The following is a 25,598-nucleotide window of genomic DNA, read 5'->3' as shown; positions in this document are numbered from 1 at the left end:
AAATACAAATTTATCAAAACCTATTGTAAAATCCATAACCATATTCTTAACATGAATGACTCAATGTAACTGAGTTTGAATGCTCTTCTTTAACCTAAGTGAGAAGGGGCAAGAGTTACATTAAGAAAACATAAATATTTTGGGAGGTTTTCATGGAGAAGAAGATGAGGATTTATTTTGTATTTTTAGTATTGTTGGTTTACATGGGTTGTGGAAGTGAAAAAGATTCTCTACAATATCCTGTGAACAAACCCACGGGTTCAATAATTCTACGCTTATCTTCAACTGATGAAATCGAAAAATCAGAGACAATTGCACCAGACATAAATGTCTCTATTGCTTCCTATGATATTTCAGGCATTGGTCCCGAGGATGAATCTTTCTTCATGGAGGGGGTTACAACAGATATTGTAGGCATATATAACCTTATTCCTGGATCATGGTCAATTAGCGTGGTAGCTAAGAATTCCGAGGGAATGATTGTTGCTAGCGGTGACACAACTGTAGTAATTAATGCAGGCGAGATTACAAATACAAGCATAATAGTTACACCATCAAAGGGGAGAGGAATTTTACTGCTCTCCCTATCATGGCCTGAAAATACTATTGAGAATCCCATAATTGATTCAACATTGACTGATAATGATGATTCTATTATGACACTTAATTTTGTCATGGCCTCTGATTCGCTTTCAGCATCCTACTCAAACTCTGATATTGAATCAGGGTATTATATACTGAATATTAAACTTATGGACGGAGACCATGTTGTATGGGGACGAGTAGATGCAGTTCGAATAGTTGCTGATGAAACTACCGATGGCGGCTATTCTATAACCTATGATGATTTAGTTTATGGTGGTTTAGATATATCAATTGATGTGGATATGCAGAATCCGATAAGCATTACTTTCAACGGACAACAAGAACCGGTTTTAGAGAATTCAGATATGACAGTTACAGCAGTGACCTCAGAACCAGTTGAGGGTTATCAATGGTATATTATGGGAGATCCCATATCAGGAGAAGACAGCGATACTATAACAGTAGGAAGTTTGCTGGGAAAGGGTCGATACAGGCTTGATCTTATTGTTAGGAATGACGATATTATAAGCTCAAATGGATTAACATTTAGGGTTGTGGATGAGACAAACTATATCTCCAAGACCTTAGATAGTAATGGAGATGTAGGTGAATCTACGTCAATAGCTATTGACTCTGGGGGGAATCTGCACATAAGCTATTATGATGATACTAATGGAGACCTGAGATACATAACAAATTTATCAGGCTTATGGATTTCAGAGACACTAGATAGTAGTGGAGATGTGGGAAGATATACATCATTAGCTATCGACTCAGGGGATAAGATCCACATAAGTTATCGGGATAATTCGAACAGCGCTTTAAAATACGTTACTAATGCATCCGGTCAATGGAGCACAGAGACTCTGGATAGCGAGGGGACAGTTGGGGCTTATTCATCAATAGCAATTGACTCTGGGGATCAGGTTCATATAAGCTATTATGATTATACTAATGATAACCTGAAATATACGACCAATACATCAGCAATATGGGATATGACATCATTGGATACCGCTGTGTCTGCTGGAGATTATTCCTCAATTGCTATAGACTCAGGGGATCATGTTCACATAAGCTATCGGGATAAAGATAATAATAACCTTCGATACATAACAAACGCTACAGGCGCCTGGGAGGCAGAGACCTTGGACAGCGATGGATCTGTTGGCAGCTATACATCAATTGCCATTGATTCTGCGAATTATGTGCATATTTGCTATCGTGATAACACAGAAAGCGACTTGAAATACATCACTAACGCCACTGGCCTTTGGGAAGTCATAACACTGGATAGCAGTGGATCAGTAGGTTTTCATACTTCAATTGCAGTTGATTCTGAGGATCAAATTCACATCAGTTACCGCGATAATACGAACACCTGTTTAAAATATGCTTTTAAGGTCACAGGTTTCTGGACAATAGAGGCATGGGACAGCATTGGTGATGTAGGCGAGTTTACTTCAATAGTAGTAGATTCAGATAATCATGCTCACATAAGTTATTATGATGATGCTAACAGCGACCTGAAGTACGCTACAAATTCACATAATTGATCTAAACAACACCTGGCATGACGGACCCCCTTACACTATCTTGTCGCTGTAATCATATACTCCAAGGGTGCAGATTTAGTTTTTTCTTGACAAGAAATATTTACATTTTATCTTGTCACTATACAAGAGGTTTGTGTGGATCAATTTTCAGGAAAAAAAACTCTTCAATTTTCGATTTTAGCTGAATAAAAAAATCTATTAGAGTGAACTCATAAACATACATGTATGATTTGATTATGAAGATTGTTCATTTCTAAGTAGACTACAAAAGCATATCATTACATAGATAATTATATTAAAATTATAAATGTTTAATCCTACAATATCATCACATCAGAATATAACTGCCGAATACTTAGGATGTTATCTTTCGATATCAACCTAATTATAATAAATTCTTAAACACTTTGTCGATATGACAAAGAGGAATATTAAATGATACATTAATATATCTCAGGTATCCATGCAACATTAATTATTAATAAATATTTAATAATGCGAATAATTTTCATTGAGTATTTATAATTTAATAGCATAGGGGGTAATAATGGCAGAAGTACGTTATGATGGAAGAGTGGCCGTAGTCACTGGTGCTGGAAGAGGTTTAGGAAGGTGCCATGCACTTCTTTTAGGCTCCAGAGGAGCGAAGGTAGTGGTTAATGACATGGGAGGTTCGGTTGACGGTACAGGTCAAGAAAAATCGCCTGCTGATCTGGTAGTTGACGAAATAAAAGCCGCTGGCGGGGAAGCGGTTGCTGATTATAATGGCGTTCATACATCTGAAGGCGGTAAGGGAATCATTGAGACTGCGACAAAGGCCTTTGGAAAGGTTGATATTCTTGTGAATAATGCAGGCATACTTAGAGATATCACCTTTCAAAAGATGGGAGATGAACAATGGGATAGCGTACTAAAGGTTCATCTATATGGCACGTATTATCCAACTAAGGCAGTTTGGCCAATAATGAGAGAAAACAAATATGGACGCATTGTCTTTACCACATCTGGCACAGGGCTCTTTGGTAATTTTGGACAGGGCAACTATGGCGCTGCTAAATTAGGTGTTGTCGGCTTGATGAACACGTTAAAACTTGAGGGAGCAAAATATAATATCTTAATCAATACGATAGCTCCAGGGGCTGCCTCAAGAATGACCGAATCGCTTATGCCAAAGGAAGTGCTCGATTTAATGAAACCAGAATTAGTCTCGCCAATGGTAGCTCTTCTCTGTTCTGAGGAGTACACAGAGAGCGGCAACATTATGGTAGCAGCTGCAGGTCATTATGCAAGGGCTCAAATAGTAGAATCTAAAGGTGTAACCCTTGACGCTAAAAAGGGTATTACAGTCGAAGATGTTCGTGATAAATTGAATGAAATCACAAACATGGAAGGGGCATCAGCAAAAAAGGATGTCAATGATAGCATGCAGAGCTTCTTCAGTTAATAATAAGTTAGTAACTTGCTTTATATAGAATAGCTTTGTAAGCTTGTATAAAGATGTATACGACATGGGAGGATAGTGAGGCTCTCATTTATCCTCCCACAATTTGGGAAATATATCTCAATAAAGTCAACTATTATAGTACCTATCTTACCTTGGCGATTTCTGCAATTAGATAATGAATTGATGTTATTGGTTGTTTTTATGAAACCATGTAAATGTCTATGAACTTAGAAATTATATCCAAATTACTAATATTTACATTTACTCAAGCTTAATATTATGCAATGATTGATCAGTACAGAATTATTGGTGTGTCCTTTTGATTAGCATAGTTTAGATGATTTCAATTGAGAGGACAGGGATTGTAAATAGACGATAATGAGGATAACACCCATAACCTATATTGTTGCTATTTTTATTTCACTATTAATTAGGATGGTGTAATATCAAGTAAGTAAATAATACTAAAATGGAGGCTATTAAAATGGCAGATGATAAAAGGAATATGCTGAAAATGTTACTGAATAGAAGGATAATTGGATTGTTGATGAGAAGCAGAACGCGAAAGTTAATGACGAAAATGAGAAGTGGCAACATATTTTTATCAGCCTTGGATGACAATCCGGAGAAAGAGGCTATCATTTACGGCGATAAAAAATTCACCTATAGAGAATTCAGAGAAAGAATGAACAGGTTGAATAATGGATTACTATCTCTAGGCATAAAAGAGGGAGATCATATTGCAGCTTTCCTCGGCAATTCAAATTCATTCTTAGAAGTGGTTTATGGTCCTTCCCTTGCTGGCATCATATCAACACCAATAAACTGGCATTTAAAGGGTGAGGAGATAGAGTATATAGTCAACAATTCAGACGCCAAGGCCTTTTTTATAGAAGAGCAATTTATTGATAAGCTGAAGCCAATTAAATCAAAATTAAAGGGTGTGAAGCATTTCATCATGGTTGGCGAAAATATTCCAGATGATATGATAGATTATGAAAAATTCCTCAGTGAGTCATCCAGCGCTGATCTTGAGTCTACTGTTACTGGCGGTGGCTTTATGTTATATACTTCCGGCACAACTGGACGCCCAAAGGGTACACACAGCCGAGCGCTTAAGGACCCCTCTATTTTAGAACCAGATGATATTGCTTCATTCGTTGTGATGTTGGACAACATGTTAAATGGTTTTGATTATCATAAGACAACGAACAGGCATCTAGTAGTTGGCCCCCTCTATCATGCCGCGCCTTTGGGATTTGCCGGTATGACATTTGCCCATGGCGGTACTGTAGCAATAATGAGAAAATTCGATGCAGAGGAAGCATTGAAATTCATTGAAAAAGAAAAATTATCAACAACATTCATTGTTCCAATTTTATTGAAGCGCTTGCTATCTATATCAAACAAGGATAAGTATGATGTGAATTCAATGAAGTCAATAGTATGCGCTGCTGCGCCCTGTCCTGCAGAGCTTAAGAAGGAGGTTGTTGATTTTTTTGGCCCGGTATTTTACGAATTTTATGGATCAACTGATGCAGGTATAAATACAATACTAAAACCAAAACACTATCTTAAGAATCCAGAAAAATATGCCAGCGTTGGTATAGTCGCAGGCGGTAATAAGTTAAAAATAGTAGATGAAAATGGGAATGTCGCCCCAACAAGAGCAACTGGTGATCTTTATGTGTCAAATCCTATGGTAAAGTATCTTGAATATTACAAGGATCCAGATAAGACTAAAAGCTCTTTTATGGAGATTGATGGCGAACAGTACTTCATTGAGGGTGAAGTCGCTTATCTTGATGAAGAAAATTTCTGTTACATCGTTGATCGGAAAAAGGATATGATTATAAGCGGAGGGGTCAATATTTATCCTGCTGAGATAGAGGAAGTAATTCACCTGCACCCAAGCGTAATGGATGTGGCAGTTATTGGAATACCGGATAAGGAATGGGGAGAGGCTATCAAAGCTTTTATCGTCACCAGGAAAGGCATGAACCTGACTGAGAAGGAAATAATCGACTACTGTAGTGAGCATTTAGCTGGGTACAAAAGGCCCAAGTCTATTGAATTCGTTGATGATCTGCCAAGAAATCCTGACGGAAAGTTGGTAAAGAGATTGTTAAAGGAAAAGTATGCTGCTACTGCCACTTAGAAAAGGGATAACAATCCCCTTTCAATGTTCAACCTTAATTGCTTAATTGACAGATATTACTTTACTGGGATAGATAGGGGTGTATAATGATAATCAAGTCATAAAGCGAGTTTGACTCCAGCACGAACAGATTGCCCTTCTATCTCAATATCGCTCTCCTGTTTTGATTTTGTGATGAGATATTCAGCAAAGAGTTGAAGATCCATAACCACAGCGTCATATAGAGTATATGAAAGACCAAAGCCATAATAATAGGACTGAAAATACTTTTCCTTTATCTTTTCATTTATGGTTTCCTGGGTTGTGCCGATATATTCCACTGTATCAATCTTTGTCTCATCTTTAATAGCTGTGCCAGCCCTTACATAGGGATATATTGGCAGAAAGGGCAAGTCAATCTGGAAATAACCATCAAAACCATAGGTGTTCTTAGTTGTATCTAATTCTTTACTATTGATGCCATCATATCTATAATCATAGGTTAATGATGTTATTTGATAGAATAAACCGATGCCAGCGGTGAAGAGTAGTGGCACCCCTGTATTGAGATGTGCCGATATGCCGTATTCCCACCCATCTACGTCAGTAGAGTCCTTGCCCAGTTCAGTTTTAAGCTCCCCTAATTCCATATTACCATTAACAGAACGCCCCATATATAGTCCAATATCTATGAAGGCAGACCCTGAAATTGGCACAAACAACATAAAAGATATAGTTAAAATAGCTGCTATTGCATTTCTCATCTGCTTCATTCAACCTCCCATAAATTTGAAAATATTATATTAAACATATACATAATATTTAATTGCATGAGTTACTACTATCTGCTAATATCAATCACATGTCCTTTGCGAATACAATTATAAAGGATTGTCACAAGCTATTTATAGCTCGATTCTCAATACATATATGTAATTGTAAATGAAGCAAATGTCAACCATAATTTATATGGTGAAATCACTCTCAGAGAGAGTCTCTACATTATGGTATTCAAGTTCATTTAACATTGCAAATAACTGATCTCTTCTCTCCTTTAATATCTTCCCTCTATATGTATTTTTCACCTTTACAGGATTTTCAAAGCTGTCAATGTTTTCTATCTGAATCTTAGCTGGTTCTTTCATCTTTCTAGCCTCGCTAATTTCATCTGGAGTAGGTAATATTATGGCGTATAATGAGTACGGTGTATGCACAAGGGAATGACCTCTATTGAGATATGCCTTAGAGAAACCGCCGTCGATATTGATTGCCCTGCCATCAGAAGAGGCTATCTTTCCACCCTTTAAGATGTCTATAGGTGTATGCCCATAAACAATTCTTTTAGCCCCAAAATCATTTAAAATCATATCCATAAATGAATCCTTTTTTAGGTTCTCCTCCCAATAGAGGAGTATCTCCTTATGAGTATCCTTATCTTTGAAGTAATACCTCTCAAAGGTCTTCATCGCATTTTTCCCAAAGAATGGCGATTTAGGGCCACACCAAAGATAAAACATAAGTGCTAATTCCTCAGGACCCTGCTCTTCCCCTGCCAGATATTTTTTTCCCACATTTTTTACTATTGCCTCAAGATGATCGAATAGGGCTTTGCCTTTTCGTCCGAAAAGATCATCAAATTCCTCTTCCGCTGTACTGGGTATAAGCGCATGAATATTCAGGATGTAGTTATTGATATGATACATCTTTCCATGTTCAAATAGAAACCTCATGAGAGATTTTACCCTATCGCTGTTCGTAAACTGATATGTCAAATCATCTATTACATACTTCTCTTCTTCAGATAATTCTGTAGGATTATCTAAGTCTAATGTTGGGAAATCCGTATCCGTCAAACCATCAACATTATTACTTTTAAGCATTTGTGCAAGATTCTCAAGCATCAATCGTGATTCCATCCTGAAATTAGGATTATCTCTTATAGTTTTTTCCTCCAGTTTAAATTGAATTATTGAGAGGGTTTTTTCCATTTTCTTTGAAATATTCAGTTTCGCCTTAAATTTCCCTGCAATCTCACCAGGATACAATTTATTTGCAAATTCCTGTAATTTGCTGATATCAATTCCAAGTCTTTTTAAAAATTTTAGGTTATCATATCGTGTGCTAATCCTAAGGGCTTCAGCAATGAGAGATCTGTTGCCTGCTGCTGCTCCCATCCAGAGAATATCATGATTTCCCCAAATATACTTTACATAGGGTTTAATATCACTCTTATTGAGAATCCTCAATATTTTATCCGGTTCATCACCTCTATCAAAGACATCCCCCAGCACAACCAACTGGCCAATAATTACTTGTTTTATAATCTTACAGAGAGCGCTAATAACCTTGTCTGCAATCAGATCATTCTCATATATAAGATTTGGTACTGGGAAATTGAGTATCAGATTCTCCAAAACCTGCTTGAGATCCTTATTAATACTAGGACGTATTTGATCAAAATCCTTTACGTTTTGCATCCTATATCTAATAACCTTAACCAGAGCTGAGATCACATCCTGTCTCTCTATTGAATTATCCTCACCATTTATGTATTTTTCCTTTCTTATTATTCTTGCTAAATATTCAATCTTATTATGTGAAAATGATTTTGGAAGTGCCTCATAGCAGGTTCTCCATACAATTCCAAATCTACCCTTCAATATTGCGACAAATCTCTCACCAGCGCCATGAGGATCACTAATCCATAACGTCGTCTCAATATCGGATTCGAGTTCTATCTCAATATCCGTAAGCTCCTTGATAAAATCATGTATCTCAATATTAGTAATATTATTAGACATATCAATTTTCTCCTTATCGATAGGATTATTTTACAAAAGATAGGAATCTCTGGCAGGTTTGTTTTTGGATGTGAAGATCATCGGAGTAGGGTAATGAATCCTTGTGTGGGAAAGATGTCTCCACTAATAAAGCTCTATATACACATCTATCGTTCATAAATGCTTATTTTGTCTAAAATATGCTATAATCAGCAATGATATTTGAAACAAAGAATGTCTATAGGCAAGAATAAATTAAATATTCATTTAAAGATATTGAATCACAAAATGCTTAGGTAGAGGCTACATTATTTTTCCACCAACATCCTCAATCTCAATATCCTCTAAAACTTCTTTCAATGTCTCCTTGTCCACATGTTTAGTCGCTTTTTGAATGCCCATTGAGAGTATAAAAACCTTCTTCTTTACATAAATTGGTGCTTTTGTTCTTAGCGCTATAGCTATTGCATCACTTGGTCGACTATCAATCTCTAAGGTCTTATTGCCAGAAACCAGCTTGATTTTAGCATAATAAATGTTGTCTTTCAGATCATTTATTTCAATTGACTCTACTTCATAAGAAGTAGCTTTTACTATATTTATCAGAAGATCGTGCGTTAAGGGTCTTATCGGTTTTTTGCCTTCTAATTCTATAGCTATCATACTAGCTTCAAGAGGCGCTATGAGGATTGGTAATGTATCCTTTGTTTCAATATCCTGTAATATAACAACCGGTATATTATTTTCTTGATCGATTACAATATTAAGTACTTCTACTCTTGATAGTGACATCATGCACACTCCCTGTATATTTATTTTACATTCCTTTAAATCAAGAATGAAGGATATAATAAAAAATATCAAGGAATTTATTGTATAATATATTTTTCTTTATTAATTTTAGTGTTTTATAATTGAGATAATACAGTATATTCATGGATTATATTCATTTTGTTTATATAATTCGTAATCCTATTACTGATGTATAACGATTTTTCCTTTACATTCAATAATATTTGAAATATACTCAAATAACAAAGGAATGATGAATTGAATATAACATTTTAATATTTATTAAAGAGGATAAGATTCACGGAGGAATATCGATGCATAGCATTAAGGATTGGAAATATATGTTTATTAGAAGGATTGAGTATATTCTTAGGTATTTTAAATATTTCAATTTTGTCCTATGTTTTGTGCTTATTATTTCAGTTGCCTGTAATGATGATAATGATAATCCCCAACCCTTGGTGGATAATTATACCAAGGGGACGAATTGGACGGTTATGTATTATTGCGATGCAGATTGCGATCTTGAAACCGCGCTTCTATCGGATGTACAGGAGATGAAAAGCGGTTATGTAAATGATCAGGGTCTTAATCTAATTCTTCTTATTGATCGGCATCCTGAATCTTATGGGTATTATACAAATGACGCTACTGTATTTGGGGAGGATTTTTCAGATACAAGGATCTATAGAATTACGCAAGGAGCTGCAACTCGAATCGGAGGTGGTACACAATTTCCTGAAATTACTACCATCTCAAGTTATGAGGCCAACATGGGTGATGCAAATACAATGAAGAAATTCATTCAGTTTTGTAAGGCTGAATATGAGGCTGATAACTATGCTCTAATTCTTTCGAATCATGGAGGGGGTACAAGAGGCAGGGGGTTGAGTGATAATCTGAATAGAGACTTTCCTAGAGCATTTTGTGAAGATGATACGAATGATGGTGATATGCTTTATGTAGCAGAGGTAACTGATGTATTGACCGCAAGTGAATCCGTAGACTTAATTGGTTTCGATGTCTGCCTGTTGGGTTCAGTTGAAACAGCATACCAATATCGAACAGGAGATGACAAATTTAGCGCTGATTACATGGTTGCTTCATCTCCATCATTATGGGGGGCTGGATGGCAATATGATAAAATATTTGAGAGGATCAGAGGTGGAGGCGGTAATAATGGAGAAGTGGATACAATAATAGGGGGGAGTGAACTCTATTATGACCCATCTACTATGACAGCAGCTGAATTTGGAGGAATTATTGTTGAGGAACAGTATGATTCTACCAGCGCTAATTCCACATATGGGCCAAGCCAGTCCTTAAGTTGCTATAACCTTGCAAAGGTGGCGGAGGTAAAGGATGCTGTTGATGCCCTGGCGGTTAATCTGAGTGTTGATGTTGAGAATGAGCAATTCTACTTCGAAAATATAAGGGGTGGTTATCCATTATCTTTGTCAGAAGGAACAATACACTATTTCGATGCAGCTGAAGTTGTAGAATGGGTACGCTATCCTTTTTTTGATCTTTATGATCTATGTGAACGGACAAGCACAAGTTCTGATTTTAGCTCAGCAATACAGACAAAGGCATCAGATGTAATGACTGCCGTTGATGAAATGGTTGTCTACTCCTATGCTGGGAATGATTATCCATCAAGATTTACCAATGGTAAACATGGCCTGCATATCTTTTTCTCAGATGGAGATAGCATCAATTATCTTGGAGAACGAAGCTGGGCATACCAGTGGTGGTATAATTCTATAGATACTGATGCTGCATTTAGTGATGATGACAGCTTATATGGAAAATTGTCATGGTGTATAGATGGAGCAACCTCCAGTGACAGCACAATAGATAATTGGTTTGAGATGCTTGATGACTGGTTTGATGAGGGTGGGGGTGGAGGATTGAATGGGTATACTCCATAAATCCTTCAATTAAGCCATCATTATACATTAAATATATTTAAGGAATAAAATATACACAACCTCTACATAATTTAATAAACAGAGAATTACATATGAGAATAATAGCTATCATCTTAGCGTTATCATTTCTTTCATGCACATCATCGCAGAATAGGGATGCCTGCTGCAAAGAGCAGGGACCTAATGTCGCTATAGAACATACTATTACATATACGCGCAAGGGTTCAAGATCAGAAACAAGGCATGGCCATTTGATTATCAATGGTTGGGAACTACCTGATGTTTTCACTTATGTCATCTGTGGGGATAGAGTTTACAAATTTTATCAGCGAACCAATCTCTGGGGGAGGGACGGTTATTTCCCTCAAAAAAAATCAGAAAGTGAAATTCCCACTAATAATTGGTCGAAAAATTCAATAAGGGAAAGTGATCTATTAAAAGGTTGGTATATGGGTGATAAAAGACTTCTCAATACGCCATTTCAATGGATTCATGTTAAATGGGGAAGGGGGAACGCTCATGTATCACCTGAGAAGTTAAAGCATATGCTTTCAGACCTGAAAATAGAAAGAATCCCACGTAGTAAGCACTATACTATAAAAAACAAAAATAGATAACATAACATTCATAAAATCCCTTTCTATCAATTGATTATGTAGCCTTATTGTAAATTATCCTTCAGAATTCTTTTTTATTGCCCCCCCTCCATCATTCTGTTGTTGTCTTTGCTGCAGCAATAATTATCTCTTTATTACAAGTATAGGTTTACAGGTTTTACGAAAAACTAACTCAGTCACAGATCCCAATACCATCTCTGCAATATTGCTGATTCCATGTGAACCCATGGCGATAACTGATACATTCTCTTCTTCTGCAGTATCTATTATCTTCTGAAATGGTATTCCGCTTGTAATAATGGTCTTTACTTTAAAACTAGCGTCGAGTTCCTTTTTAATAGGTTCGATCTTCTTTTCAGCCTCCTTTATCATGTTATTATGATAATCCTTCATAAGTTCATTTTGGATTGTCTGACTTGCCCAACTCCCCTTTTTAATAAAGTCCTCATTTCTAGTATCAATTATATGTAAGAGAATTATCTCATCAGTTCCAGAATTCTTCAACTCCTTAACATAGGGCATTACCTTTTCAGAATTTGCCGAAAAATCCGTTGGATATAGAACTTTTTTAAACATAAATCGATCCTCCTTGTTGAATAACAAAAATATTCAATAATTTGTTATTTATTTACAGTTATATTACTATAACAATCAAAAAAATATATACCATTGAAAATCAGGTTATCCTATATATACACAAACAAAAGTCAATAATATTATTTAATGATGCCGATTTTTTCAAATTTATCGATAAACTGGGTGTAAAGCAATATCTGCTAGACCTCTTGCATCGATAATGGTTAGATACAATTAATTTTGATAAATCCTTTCATCTTTTTTGAAGGGTGAGTTAATGATATAATAATTCAATTAAATGTGAATATCAATAATTTTCTTTTTCCTCTCTCTACTTTTATAAATGGCTACCTTATCATCTATTTTCCTTTTGTCATAAATACGAATAGAATGATTTGAGATGTCAATGTTCTCATCGGATAAAAACTCATGTATGCTATCATCTCTTGCCTCTTCCATCCCTATCATTCTCTTTAAATCCATTAAAGAAAAATTAAAGATATATTCATTCTGTGTTCTTGCATGATGCTTATTCTTGGCATTAATATCAGAAATTAAAATTTGTATATATCCATAGAGCATAGCGTTAGGATTACTCATTTCTAGCAAGGTTACTCGCTGATGAGCATACCAGATTCTTCTGGCAAAGGTCTCAAACATCTTCGTTAGTATCTTATCTCCGACTTCATCCATGAAGGTTTCCACAGGGAGACGCATAATTTTAACATTCTCAAATACTATAGCAGAAGCATTTCTGACTTTTTTATTTAATACTGCCATCTCCCCAAAAATCTCACCCTCCCGAAGAATGGATAATATAAATTCCTGATTATTGACTAATTTAGAAATCTTAATCGCGCCCTTTTGGATGAAATAAAAATAATCAGCCGGTTCATTTTCAACAAAAACGACAACCCCTTTCTGCAATAATAAAGTATTTGATTTGTATTCAGGCATCTTGAAATCTGGCGCAATTTCCGCCAATAATTTTTCTGCATGTGCAATGCTATTTAGTTGAGGTTGATTTCTCTTTGCCCATTGAATATACTTAAGAAGACAATGAGCAGCGATGTCGTATTGATTTAATTTTTTATAACCCTCTGCAGTATTTAGCAATAAATGAGGTTTTTCTATTTCCTGATGACTTGGATGCTTTGTAATAAGATAATTATTTAGGGCTCTCAGTTGATTCGAGTATAAGGATACTATTTTTAGACAGATTTCCTTGTTATTCTGTAAATAATCCCCGAGTAATTCGATTGGAATGCGGATAACTTCACAATCAGCTTCAGCTATTAGTGTATAATGTACTGGGTTATTAGTTAATCCTGAAACCAATCCAAAAGTATCCCCGGTATTCAATTTATTTAGGATTTTATCATTAAAAGGTATATCATATTGAACATCAACACTTCCAGACTTTAGAATATAGAAATATCCCTCGTTTATAGAATTTTCTACCATTATAACTGTTCCAGGAGAATGGTGTATGGTTTTTATCTCATTTTCCATAAACTGTTTTGTACCTATTGTATTTACTATTATTAGATATTTTCCTGATTTCCTGAAGATCAATGATTCAACACTATTATTGAAATAATAATCATAATCTCATATTAAAAAAAGATTACTTAAAAATTCTGAAAAAATTGAATAAATATTGTAGGATTGATAAGTAGACAAGAATACCAGGTTTCAGTAATTTAAATCAAATCACTTCAACACATTGAATAATAACACACCTTTAAAGCTTTGTCCATAAAAATTCTATCTGTAATAGGCATGAGTGGGGAATGCTATATCATATAACGCTGCCAATATGAAACATCTAATGATGTTTCATATTCTGCATTGACTGACAAATGTTGTCTTTAAAAAGGATTCAAGCATATTATAATAAATGTAAAAGGATACAATTTAATAAGTTGATCATAACTAGAGACAAAAGGCATGAACTCCTACTCAAGCAATCCATAAGCGATCTCTTCAGATTTGGCGATTATCTCTTTTAGGTTATAGTCCTTCTCATCCATTTCAAGACAGATTTTTTTATCAGCCACATGGCTAATTTTACATGAATTCCTTCTATTATAAATATGATCAATATACTTCTTATAAAATGGTAATATCCTGGTTTCCCCAAACTTAAGACTATCTGATATGTTGGCAGAGGCATAAATTATTTCATCAACATCCATCCTGAATAAATCCTCAACCTTAACATACTTAATAGGGTATCCTGAATTGTAATATCTGCCAGCAATTTTCAAGGGCTCAAAAATTGGATATAATAAAAATGAAGCTGATAACAATTCCCTAAACAGACCTGTGCTGAATACCCTTTTGTTATAATTTCCCTCTTCAGTCAACATTACAACTGGAAGAGTCCTGAAAACCTCAAGGCGATTATTCCCAGCAATTTCATTAACGAACCTGATTATCTTATTATTTTTAAATATATATTCATCAGGGAAAGATATATCCAAAAAACTGTTAATCCTCTCTTCGGAAAAAAATTTCAAAACATTTTTCTTAAACTGAGAGATATCTGAACCAAGCAAGAATAGAGAGATAACAAAAAATCCCCACGATGAGGAATATAGAAGATCGATGTTAGATTCATGTTTATATAAAGCGCTGAAAAGGCCAGTGAACAAAACAGAATCAACCAGATTAGTCTCAAGAACCAGACCTCTCCTCTTAGAGATAATAAGTTGAATTAGCTCATGATGAACATCGTCCAAGACTAATCTGCCTATATTAGAAACTGTATTATCTCCTTTCTTACACCCTATATCCTCAAATATATAGCCTCCTTCAAAACTCCCAACATCTTTGGCATAGTATCTATTCAGGGTATAATATACTCTCTGTCCCTCCAATAATTTTGAATCAACCAAATCATACAGTTCCTCCCTGTCCTTTATCCGTTTTATAATGGCAAATATTATATCTGTGATATCGAATATTCTGTCTCGAAGGTCATGATCATCATCAGAAAGATCGATAATAATATATTTATATTTCTTAGAGAGTAATAATAATATTGGAGAAATGATATCTGTATTCACTTTAACTTTTGAATCAAAGGAAATATTAAATAGGGCCAAATTCTCACTTATTTCTAATATTTCATCAATAATAGATTGTTCTCTGGAAGCCTGTTGAGTAAGTTTTTGAGAAAATGGCAGGGTAACCGCTTTCTCAAAGATAGAAAAGATTGATACTCCACTGAAGGAGCTATCTAATATTATGGTCTTTCCATATTTAGATAAAGACAGACCCAAAAAAGACGAAATGATGGATTTGCCACAATCACGAAATGGACTATAAACGGTTACAATCCTGTTGTTGCATCCAATATTGCTCATTCCAGCTTCAGTTATCTGAAATCCCATTCGTTCAATAGCCTTAATGTAGCCTCTAAATCCCCTATAATTCACAAGGAAAAATTTATATATCTCCTCAGTATTTAATAGGGCAAGTGTTGAATCATTGAGAGCTTTTACATATCCCTTGTACTTACTCGTAGAAAAGGGGATATCACCAAAAAAGGATCCAGGAATTAAAAAAAACACATCCCTTTTGGCAGATTTCTCAATTTCAAGCAAGCCATCAATAACAAAGCAAAGGGAATTCACTCCTTTTAAATCAAGCCTTTGACCCTTCTTAAGGATTTCAATTTTTCCAATGTTGCATAAATGTTCAATTTCTCTATCTTTACAATGACGGAAAAGAGGAAAATCTTGTAGGATTTGATGAAGAATATTCATTATTGATAAATCTTCTTAAGAAGATCGACGAGTTCCTTCTTCCCAAAAAGATCAATTGGCCTTGTGTTTGCAAAATCTAATGCCGTTTGAGAAAAATCACCCGCAGAGATTACTATTACCCTTGTCGCATTCTTGGGCTTCATAGACTCATATAGCTTTCTGAGGAATCTGTCACTTACAATATCGGTGTTGCGTAATATCTTGATTATCTTATTTGTTTTTCGTATATTCCTCCACTTCCCATCCATCTCAGTAGCAAGAACCTCAATCTCTAAATCCTCGATATTGATATCCAGGGGTATATATCCCATAGACTCAACGATCTTCCTGCAACTGTGTTCAAATTGTGATAAACCAGCTATCATAAAATCCTTTATTCGATCATCCTGTCTAAATTCTGCATATTTTTGTAATTTATCCTGAACATCTCTAAAGTTCTTTTTCACCTCCACAATCCTTTCCCAGCAGGCGATTGCAGAATGAAGATCCCTCATCTTCTCATGAGCATTACCCATAAAATACAGTAGATTCAATTCTGTATCACTACCCCTTCTTGAATATTTTAATCCCCTTCCAAACTCCATTATTGCTTTAGGGAATTGATCTCTATCCAGATAACACATCCCCTTTGCCAGAAAACACCTTACTTTTATATCATTATCCTTTTCTGCAATTTCAAATTCTTTTATAGCCCACTCATAATCACCCAAGGCTCGCAGCACGAGCCCCAAAAAATAATGAGCCTTATAAATAGCATGATCTAACTTAATAGCCTGAACAAACATCTGCTTAGCATCTTGATAACCCTCTTTTCTGTAGTGACACTGACCTAAATAAAAATATGATTGAGCGTGTTCTTTATTCAGCGAAATGCTTTTCCTAAAGAAGGATATTGATTTATCGATCTTCCCTTCATTATGAAAAATCAATCCCAGTTCAAAATAATTCTCATAATTATCGGGATCGAGCTTGGTAAGAATTAAAAATTCTTTTTTTGCCTCATCAAAAGCATTTCGATCTTTATATATTTTTGCTAATTTGGATCTGACATTAACTTCCTTTAACTTATCATCATACTTGCCAAGCTTTAAAACCTGCCTGTATTCAGGGATTGCATATTGAATATTTTTATCCTTCATATAGGCCTCAGCCAATAGATAATGCGCATAAGAATTTCTTTCATCCTTTTCTAACATCTCATTCAATTTTTTTATGGCAAGCTTTGTTTGCCCTGACTCAATCATTTGCGCAATCTCGTCGATTTTACGGGGGATAACATAAACATTTAAAATATATAGTCCGAATATAATTAATAAAACAGCAAAAACAAATATTATCCCATATGTAGTTATCATCAATATCCCCTTTTGCTCACATTTATTTCAACTAAATAATCAATGATTGGATTCTTGGTTATTATTTCTACTCCTAACCTCTAGCTCCTTGATCTTTTCAAGAGCACTCATCAATTCCATCCTACTAAGTTGTGAAACATTCTCACGAGCCTCGGATATTTCCATTGTTGATTTCCGTTCCTTTCCAGCAAATTCGATTACATTTTCAAACATCTTGATTATATCTTCTGCATTCTTGAGTTCTCTCTCATTCAGTTTAAGTACATTCTCATATCCACTAACCATCTTTCTATAGTGTTCCAATTCTTCTCTCAATGCCTTGTTTTCCATTTCTAATTTTCTTATTTTTTCATTCATTTCATCAATCATCGATCTAACCCCTTCTTAAATTTCATAAAAACCATCCCTTGGTTACCCTCATTTCAATAAGACACGATTATAACGATAGATTAAGGTTAATCTCGAAAACACGCTCCATGTAATTTTCAAAATTCCTAAGCACTTGAATCCATTTATCTATACTTTCTTAAACAAATTACTCATCCTTCATTCAATTTAAGGTTACTTATAATATATATATCCCTTGTGCTAAGTAAGTGCAAATAATTTTCTTACTTTATTGAGCTTTTTTCATCTATATAAAAATTGAATTGACATACTTAGTTAAATATTTATGAATTATCTACAAAGATAAGTGGGGATGTAGCTCAGTTGGGAGAGCACTTGAATGGCATTCAAGAGGTCGGGGGTTCGACTCCCCTCGTCTCCAAGTAATAGCATAGGTATCAAAGAACCATATTTGATTGAGGTAGTATCTTCCTGACAGATCTAATATTAGTGATGAATATGCTTCTTAAGAGGATAACAGAAGATATAAACTTAATGTATATTAAATTATCCACATCATTAACATACATCATCTCTACATCTATAATAGATGAATTACCAAACCGCTTCTAAGCTTTGGCTCAAACCATGTAGATTTAGGGGGCAATACCCCGCCCATTTCAGAAATCCTTATTATCTCTTCTATCGAGATTGGATATAGAGAGAAGGCCACTTGATATTCACCACAATCAACAAGTCTTTGAAGTTCATTAACTCCTTTTATACCACCAACAAAATCTAATCTCTTATCTTCCCTTGGCTTTTTTATCCCTAAAATTGGGTCAAGGATTGTATCATGTAAAATTTTTGTATCAGTACTTTCGATACTATTCTCAAAGTCTTTATTATCAGAAATTAGTTTATACCAGTCCCCATCGAGGTACATGCAAAACCTATGCCTACACTCAAGAATATGTTCATCTAATTTGGTTACATCAAATCTCTCCCTTAATATATTCAGAAAAGCTGTTATTGAATAGCCATTTAAATCTCTCACAACCCTATTATATGCCATTATTTTTAACTGGTCATGAGGGAAAATGACAGATAGGAACCAATTATATCCTTCATCTCCTATATGATTAGGGTTCTCTTCCTTCCTCTTCAATCCCACACCTACAGCTGATGCCGCTCGATGATGGCCATCAGCTATAAATAGAGCTTTATCTTTAAAGCATTCTTTAAAGGCAGATATCAATTTTTCATCGGATATTATTCGAAAAATGTGTCTTATCCCATCATTCGTTGTGAAATCATACTCAGGAGATGCCTGAATGGCTCTCTCAAATAATCCCTTTAGTTTATCATCCTCCCTATAGAAAAGGAAAACCAGCCCGGTATTAGCATTTAGGTTATCAATATGCCTCATCCTGTCCCTTTCTTTCTCTTCTATTGTTAATTCATGCTTCTTTATCACATTATTTATATAATCACTTATATGGACACAGGCTACAAGACCGGTTTGAATCCTCCCTTCATCTATCATGGAATAGAGGTATAGCCTTGGAGTATCATCTGATCTAAATATACCCTCATCAATAAACCTCCTTAATCTCTTTCTGCCCGTCTCATATACAATGTCGTCATAAATATTAATATCTTCATTTAAACCGACCTCAGGTTTCAAAACATGATAGAAACTGAACTCATTCTTTTGAGCAATGGCTCTGGCCTCCTTTGAATCAACAACATCATATGGAAGCTCAGCTATTAAATGCGCTGAATCTTTTCTAGGTCTTAATCCCTTGAACTCACTAATTTTTGCCATACTACCTCAATAATCTTATAAATTGATAGAATCCTTAAATCAAATAACATCTTTCTGCATGTAAAATAATATACAGATATTTCTATTACATATAGATATTAGATAATTTATAATAAAGAAGGCAACCGATTTTTTATATTCTTTTACTTTTAAATAGTACCATTCAGGTTTTAGCAGCTTAATTTACTATTAAGATATCCCACTCATTGCTAAGTAAAAATCCAAGTTTTGTATCTTACAACTGCATAGTAGGCTAGGGCAGGGATGAATAAGCATAAATGATAATAATTTTTATCAATTATTCTGCAATATGGATATCAAAATGATATTTATGTAAATAAATCAATAATTCTATGTAAATTGGAAATGGTATAATAGGGTATAATAATGTAGAATATAATTCTACAATTTTCTGAAGACTAAAATGTTTACTTCTTGCTTATTTTAATAAGAAGTTTTACATTTTTTTTCTTATCCTTCTTGACTGTATAACCATTTTTTTTAAGAGATTTTTCTATCTTATAAGTAAGCAAATCTACTATTTTATTATCCATTACAATCCTGAGCTGTTGTTAGAGAACTGAACCTATATTTTTTCTATACTATCATTCTCGGTAGGAAGAGAGTCAATATTAAGATAAATTCGATCCATCTGGATCGTGCGGATAATATACAAGATTATTATATTTTATTGGATTAAATGAGTATTCTATAGAAGAGTCATAGATGTTCAGTCATACCTTCTGATATCTCATGTCATATACCGATACATTTGAGGCTTGCTCAAGAAGGGGATGGGTGGAGGAATATTATAATAGTAAAAATCAATGAGAGAATGATTCTTCAGAGTTTATAGTTTTGCATTCTTCCGTGCAAAATGCATAGGGGAATACATCATTCATAAGAAATAATTGTATTAAAATTTATCTATAAGTATAATTTGAAAGGGTAGGGATAAACAAATTCGAGAAGATAGATGTAATTTCACCCATCAGATATACTGATGGGTGATTGTGCTACAGAAAAATCAACTACCCTTCTATTCCCATTTTCTTTTTTAATTCTGACAGAGAATGGGTAGCCTTTGCAGAAGAAGATGTTTCTATCGCCTTATTGATCTCCTCGTCAATACCAAGACTTGCATCAGCAATATCCTTATAGGCCTCGGCTAGCGATTCCTCTTCCTCTACTTTATTCTTCATCTTTTCCAACATAACAATCGTGCCAGATGAATCCACCTTAGACATCTGTTGATTTATCTTACGCATTGAGGACGCAGTACGCGCTCGTGCCTTTAGAGTAACCAGATTATTCTCGTATCCGGTTATGGATTGCTTTAATTTTCCAACCTTCACCTGTAATTGGTCCGCTGTCTGCTGTATTTGCTTATGTTCTGTTAGAAGTCTTTCGGAATTTGTCAATGCCTCATCCTTCTTGGAAAGGGCTTCTGTGGCCAATCTTTCAGCCTCATTCTGATCCAATTCTCCATTCTGCATTTTTTGAAGAAGTAACATTGCCTTCCTTTCATAATCTGAAGCCAGCTTCTTCTGATCCTCGCCATCCTTTTTCAGTCGAATTGCAGTAGCTTTAACCTCAGCCAGGCTTTTCATTGCTGACTGCAAATCCTTCTTAAGATCACGAATTCCTTGCTCAGTCATCTTTATCGGATCCTCCAATTTATCAATAACAGCATGCGCTTCCGCTTCTCCCACCTTAAACATTCTTCGAAATATACCTGCCATTCTTGCCTCCTTAAATATATTACCTTTTTGAATATTCTAATAATTCAGCTCCATTCTCTGCCAATGCAAGAGTTAAAGCCCCTATAGATCCCTCAAGCTCATTAAGATCCAGATTTTCCAGTTGAAGCGTATCCCTGAAGAATACATATCTACATTCTTGATCAAGGACAAAGGCCCCATGAACCAGGGTTCGATTTAGCTGCAATAACCGCTTGAAAAATTCCTCCGTATTCTTTGGAACCTCCATGATCAATTGCTCAAGTATAACAATTGGTGATTCACAGTCAATAACCAGATTTTTTATTCCATTCTCTTCATCCTCAACTACCACCAATTCTTCAGGTTCATTCTCATCGATTATTTTTAATTCCAAATCGAGAAGATAATTCTTAACCTTATTAAGATTCTCGGACATAATTTATTCCTCCTCATGCTTATTTCCTAATCTTATAGTCTCTGTTCAGGAAGGTAAGCATAGTTAATCTCTTTTGTCAACTTCTTCATAATATCTCAGATTGATTTTTCAAAGGGAGTAAAATTGATAACTACCCACGTGGGAACTGGCACTGGAAGCCAATAATTTTCCTCATTTTTATAATTGAGAAGAGGGTTTACCCTCCTTGATCAATATCAAGGAATCCCCACTTTCAACTAGAAAGTCCACAGGCGGATTCGATTTAACAATGCCATCGCTTCCCTTCTGTATTCCTAAAACAATGCTATTATTAACGCGCTTCATCTCAGTAAAGACATCAATAAAAGTAAGTCCCTCCAGAGATTTTGGGACAGGTATTTTAAAGAGATCATTGCCCATTCGAGAAGTTAACAACTCAGATAATACCTTTGAAATTCCATGATCCACAGCGGCTCGGGATATGAGCTTGCTGCTAAAATCGCTCCCTACAATTATTTCATTGGCATTTGCGCGCTCACAGTGCGGCACATTTATAATATCCACAAGCTCAACAATAGTGTATGCATTTGGATTTATACTCTCAACCGTGAGGGTCGTAAGCACTACCCTGGCATCCCTTGCGCTTGCGTCCAGCTTATCATCCCCCAAAATAATAACTGTGCTTGCTTTTTCAAGATTTGCTCTTCTTAAGTTATTATCACTCACATCCCCCTGAATAAAGAAAAGGTTCTCATCATCAACGGGTTTCATCTGTATATCATCAATCAATACTATAGGCGCATTCCCAATCCGGTAGGCCTTACGCAGTTCTAATAAAATATCACTCGCCCTATGATTCCATTCACAAATAATAATATGATTTTCGAATTTATACGAATTCATACCCCTCTCTTCTTTCTGTTTTCTCTCAATAAAAATACTGGCAACGGTAGCAGTAAACATTCCAAGTATGCCAATACCGAAGAACATAATAAATATTCCAATAATTCTTCCACCCAGTGTCGCAGGCGCGATATCCCCGTAACCAACAGTAGTCAACGTAACGATGCTCCACCAGAGCGCATTTGTCAAGGAAACATCAGATTCAAATAGGGGTAAAATTAGGGTACTAGCTGTAATAATTAGGATAATATACACAGCTAACCTATGCAGCTTCTCCCTTCGCATGAATAGTAATATTTGTCGAAGCCAATTCATTTTCTATTGAATACTAATATATATCCCAGGAACCCTTTTGATAATAGTGATAAATGGAGAGATCCATCTCGTCATTGATTTCTACTTCGTCAAGCTCATCCAGCATACCCTTTCCGAAATTCAGCATACTCAACATCGCTTCCCTATTCAAAAAATTTGTATCGATTTCAGGGAATTCTATACCTCCGAGCATCTTTTTTAACTGGCTAGAAGATATTCCTGTAACATTAAATCCTAACACCCAACCCCATTCGCCTAATGTTGGTATATGATTATGATAGGCTATTGCAGAAATACCAGCCGATCGCATGGTCTTTAAAATTGAAAGGAATACACGTTTGGCAAAAAACGGACTTGTGGCCTGCGTCACCATCACTCCCCCCCTTATTAGATGTCGAGATGCAAGGTGATAGAATTGCCGTGAATAAAGCCTCGCGGTTGTTACGCTCTTAGGATCAGGAAAATCGATAATAATCACTCCAAAAAGGGAATCAATTCTCTTTAAAAAGATGTAGGCATCTTCGTTTAATATACTGACCCTTTTATCTTTGAGGGAATTCCTGTTTAGCCGCAGTAATATCGGATTTTCCATGGCAAGCCTCGTCATGGCAGGATCTATGTCCACTAGAACCAGCTTCTTCACATCCGGATATTTCAAAACCTCTCGTGCAGCCAAGCCATCACCGCCGCCCAATATAAGAACATTCCTGCGAGAAACGCATAGATTCATAGCAGGGTGTACAAGTGGCTCATGATATCTCTCCTCATCATAACTGCTGAACTGTTCATTCCCATCCAGATACAACCAATTATAATCCTTCCACTGAGTAAGAACAATCCTCTGATACCGAGTCTGCTCAGCATATATAATGCGATCAACATATTTGCTCTGTTCGCCATAGAGGATAATCGGCTCTGCGAAGAAAAAGAGGAGTATTATAACTGATGGTATGGCTATGGATAGGGCAGTTAATCCTCTTTTGAATTGTAGCGCTTTATGATTTACAATAAATAATGTAAAAGCGACTAAGAAGTTGGCTGATCCTAACACCAGTGGTGTGTAAGTCAAACCCAAATAAGGCAAGGCAAGAAAAATAAACAAGAGCCCGCCAAATAAGGCGCCATAATAATCCTTCTCCATCACTGAACTGATGTTAATGCGTAATTCTTCAAAATAATTATTAAGGCGAGTGACGAGGGGGATTTCTAAACCAATCAATATGCCGATCCCAATTGCTATCAAGTAAATAATTGAAGCAATATTCTGGATATGAACAGAGAAGAAATATACAAAAACAGCGCTAATTGAGCATAATAAGGAGAGTATAAACTCTACTGCAATAAAGGAATCTAGAAGGGGAGGTTGAATATATCTGCTAAGCCAACTACCAATACCCATAGCAAAGAGCATTAACGAAATAGTAAGCGCCCATTGTAAAACAGCATTCCCCAAGAGATAACTGGCCATGGTTGCCATAACATATTCGGCAACAATACCGGCCAAACCTGTTGTGAAGATGCAAGCCTTTAACACGAAACTGAGGCCAACACGAATTTTTTCACCCTGTGAGTCTGCTTCATTATTCAATTTTGAAGTCCTAACAGAGGAGTTGACTCTCACTCTTCACCTTTTTCGCTAATTATAAAACCCATCCGATCAGAAATGATGCTCCTATATATGAGAATGCCTCAATTGCGGCTGCACCGATATTTGGATTCTCCTGATTAATAAGTTCATCTGTTAGATGTTCCCCTGGAAGAAGTATTTTATCTGCTACAAACCTGATGATGGGGAGCAAAATTAATCCAAAAATAACGAAACTCCCAAATGTGTAAAAGTTCTCCTGCCAGGAGATAAAGTCTCCGCTAAGACCTATACGAATAATATTCCCGATTGCTATAATTAAACCGGCAAAGGCAACCCCCACAGCAGCGTTGTCCTTCTCTATCTGTTCATGCATATCATAAGGGATGATCCAGTTATAAATAAGCCCTGCTAAAATAAGAACAATTTGCCCAGCAATCCAGAAGACTGTCAGTGTAATCAGGTCTCCCCCCTCACCAGAGACAGCACCATACATAACAAGCCCCATTGCAATATGATTGGCCGCTTCCACAATACCTGTGCCTGCGTTCTTATCTTGAATAATTTCCTTTATATTGTCGAATTGATATAGTATTATTTTATCATTTATAATAATGGAGATATTCAGAAGAACTATTGAGATTATGCCATAAAAGAATATATCAATTACATCCTCAGCCCAACCTGATGATGGTCCATCCAATATCCCACCTATGGATAAGACTAGTCCCAGAAAATATCCAACAACGGCAAGGGCAAGAGCAAAATTGTCATTTTTTACAAGCTCTACCTTAAGATTAAATCTTGGATTTAGTTTATCATACACCCATTTGCCAAGAAATAATATTGCTAAAACAGCAACGAGATATATAAGCGCGGTTATAATTTGATCAAATAGCATGATTGCTCCTTAAAACATTTTATTCTAGATAATAAGCTACGCTAATACAAATTGATA

Annotated in this window: 19 protein-coding genes and 1 tRNA gene; 6 read left to right on the top strand and 14 right to left on the bottom strand. The window is 35.5% G+C overall.

Annotated features, from left to right (window positions below; genetic code table 11):
• Positions 1-152: 152 nt before the first annotated feature.
• The 3 genes from SVZ03_13505 (at position 153) to SVZ03_13495 (ending at position 5,743) form a co-directional block, all read left to right on the top strand.
• Positions 153-2,141, top strand: a complete 1,989-nt coding sequence (locus SVZ03_13505; protein ID MDY6935224.1) for a hypothetical protein — start codon at positions 153-155, stop codon at positions 2,139-2,141.
• Positions 2,142-2,688: 547 nt separating this feature from the next.
• A complete protein-coding gene (locus tag SVZ03_13500) occupies positions 2,689-3,585 on the top strand; it encodes an SDR family oxidoreductase (GenBank protein ID MDY6935223.1) in 897 nt (298 codons plus the stop codon).
• Positions 3,586-4,069: 484 nt separating this feature from the next.
• Positions 4,070-5,743, top strand: coding sequence for an AMP-binding protein (locus tag SVZ03_13495; protein MDY6935222.1), 1,674 nt, complete (start codon positions 4,070-4,072; stop codon positions 5,741-5,743).
• A 98-nt stretch (positions 5,744-5,841) separates the two neighbouring features.
• Here the strand turns inward: SVZ03_13495 and SVZ03_13490 are convergent, their stop codons facing one another.
• From SVZ03_13490 to SVZ03_13480, 3 genes are all read right to left on the bottom strand, one after another.
• Positions 5,842-6,495, bottom strand: a complete 654-nt coding sequence (locus SVZ03_13490) for an outer membrane beta-barrel protein (GenBank protein MDY6935221.1) — start codon at positions 6,493-6,495, stop codon at positions 5,842-5,844.
• Positions 6,496-6,687: 192 nt separating this feature from the next.
• Complete coding sequence (locus tag SVZ03_13485) at positions 6,688-8,523, bottom strand: fructose-bisphosphatase class III (GenBank protein MDY6935220.1); 1,836 nt, start codon at positions 8,521-8,523, stop codon at positions 6,688-6,690.
• 282 nt (positions 8,524-8,805) lie between these two features.
• Positions 8,806-9,297 (bottom strand): bifunctional nuclease family protein, encoded by a 492-nt coding sequence (locus SVZ03_13480; protein ID MDY6935219.1) that lies wholly within the window; start codon positions 9,295-9,297, stop codon positions 8,806-8,808.
• Positions 9,298-9,608: 311 nt separating this feature from the next.
• Between SVZ03_13480 and cloSI the strand changes: the two genes are divergently transcribed.
• Positions 9,609-11,225 carry a clostripain gene (gene cloSI, locus SVZ03_13475; protein ID MDY6935218.1) on the top strand — a complete coding sequence of 539 codons (1,617 nt, stop codon included), beginning with the start codon at positions 9,609-9,611 and terminating at the stop codon, positions 11,223-11,225.
• Between the two features lie 92 nt (positions 11,226-11,317).
• Positions 11,318-11,842 (top strand): hypothetical protein, encoded by a 525-nt coding sequence (locus SVZ03_13470; protein MDY6935217.1) that lies wholly within the window; start codon positions 11,318-11,320, stop codon positions 11,840-11,842.
• A gap of 123 nt (positions 11,843-11,965) precedes the next feature.
• Here SVZ03_13470 and SVZ03_13465 read toward each other — a convergent pair whose 3' ends face one another.
• The 5 genes from SVZ03_13465 to SVZ03_13445 all read right to left on the bottom strand — a co-directional run bounded on the left by SVZ03_13465 (position 11,966) and on the right by SVZ03_13445 (position 17,915).
• Positions 11,966-12,418, bottom strand: coding sequence for a universal stress protein (locus tag SVZ03_13465; GenBank protein ID MDY6935216.1), 453 nt, complete (start codon positions 12,416-12,418; stop codon positions 11,966-11,968).
• Between the two features lie 294 nt (positions 12,419-12,712).
• The gene (locus tag SVZ03_13460; protein ID MDY6935215.1) at positions 12,713-13,930 is read right to left on the bottom strand and encodes a cyclic nucleotide-binding domain-containing protein; all 1,218 of its coding nucleotides are present in this window, start codon (positions 13,928-13,930) and stop codon (positions 12,713-12,715) included.
• 446 nt (positions 13,931-14,376) lie between these two features.
• Positions 14,377-16,191 carry a cyclic nucleotide-binding and patatin-like phospholipase domain-containing protein gene (locus SVZ03_13455; GenBank protein ID MDY6935214.1) on the bottom strand — a complete coding sequence of 605 codons (1,815 nt, stop codon included), beginning with the start codon at positions 16,189-16,191 and terminating at the stop codon, positions 14,377-14,379.
• Positions 16,191-17,546 carry a tetratricopeptide repeat protein gene (locus SVZ03_13450; GenBank protein MDY6935213.1) on the bottom strand — a complete coding sequence of 452 codons (1,356 nt, stop codon included), beginning with the start codon at positions 17,544-17,546 and terminating at the stop codon, positions 16,191-16,193. Before SVZ03_13450 ends, SVZ03_13455 begins: the two co-directional genes overlap by 1 nt.
• A gap of 39 nt (positions 17,547-17,585) precedes the next feature.
• Complete coding sequence (locus SVZ03_13445) at positions 17,586-17,915, bottom strand: hypothetical protein (GenBank protein ID MDY6935212.1); 330 nt, start codon at positions 17,913-17,915, stop codon at positions 17,586-17,588.
• A gap of 327 nt (positions 17,916-18,242) precedes the next feature.
• On the opposite strand from SVZ03_13445, the gene SVZ03_13440 reads away from it, so the two are divergent.
• Positions 18,243-18,315: transfer RNA gene (locus SVZ03_13440), tRNA-Ala, on the top strand.
• Positions 18,316-18,474: 159 nt separating this feature from the next.
• On the opposite strand, the gene SVZ03_13435 is transcribed toward SVZ03_13440, so the two are convergent.
• The 6 genes from SVZ03_13435 to SVZ03_13410 all read right to left on the bottom strand — a co-directional run bounded on the left by SVZ03_13435 (position 18,475) and on the right by SVZ03_13410 (position 25,541).
• Positions 18,475-19,701, bottom strand: coding sequence for a DUF1015 family protein (locus SVZ03_13435; GenBank protein MDY6935211.1), 1,227 nt, complete (start codon positions 19,699-19,701; stop codon positions 18,475-18,477).
• Between the two features lie 1,031 nt (positions 19,702-20,732).
• Positions 20,733-21,443 carry a PspA/IM30 family protein gene (locus SVZ03_13430; protein ID MDY6935210.1) on the bottom strand — a complete coding sequence of 237 codons (711 nt, stop codon included), beginning with the start codon at positions 21,441-21,443 and terminating at the stop codon, positions 20,733-20,735.
• A gap of 19 nt (positions 21,444-21,462) precedes the next feature.
• Positions 21,463-21,858: a molecular chaperone Tir gene (locus SVZ03_13425; GenBank protein MDY6935209.1), complete on the bottom strand. Its 396-nt coding sequence runs from the start codon at positions 21,856-21,858 to the stop codon at positions 21,463-21,465.
• A gap of 177 nt (positions 21,859-22,035) precedes the next feature.
• Positions 22,036-23,055 carry an ion channel gene (locus SVZ03_13420; protein MDY6935208.1) on the bottom strand — a complete coding sequence of 340 codons (1,020 nt, stop codon included), beginning with the start codon at positions 23,053-23,055 and terminating at the stop codon, positions 22,036-22,038.
• Positions 23,056-23,068: 13 nt separating this feature from the next.
• Positions 23,069-24,643 (bottom strand): polyamine aminopropyltransferase, encoded by a 1,575-nt coding sequence (locus tag SVZ03_13415; protein MDY6935207.1) that lies wholly within the window; start codon positions 24,641-24,643, stop codon positions 23,069-23,071.
• A 52-nt stretch (positions 24,644-24,695) separates the two neighbouring features.
• On the bottom strand, positions 24,696-25,541 hold the full coding sequence (locus SVZ03_13410) for a DUF350 domain-containing protein (GenBank protein ID MDY6935206.1): 846 nt from the start codon (positions 25,539-25,541) through the stop codon (positions 24,696-24,698).
• Between the last annotated feature and the right edge of the window lie 57 nt (positions 25,542-25,598).

The sequence above is a fragment of the Spirochaetota bacterium genome (assembly GCA_034190085.1).
GTDB lineage: Bacteria > Spirochaetota > UBA4802 > UBA4802 > JAFGDQ01 > JAXHTS01.
Note: the sequence above shows the minus strand (reverse complement) of the source record. Positions and strands in the feature narration are given on the sequence as shown.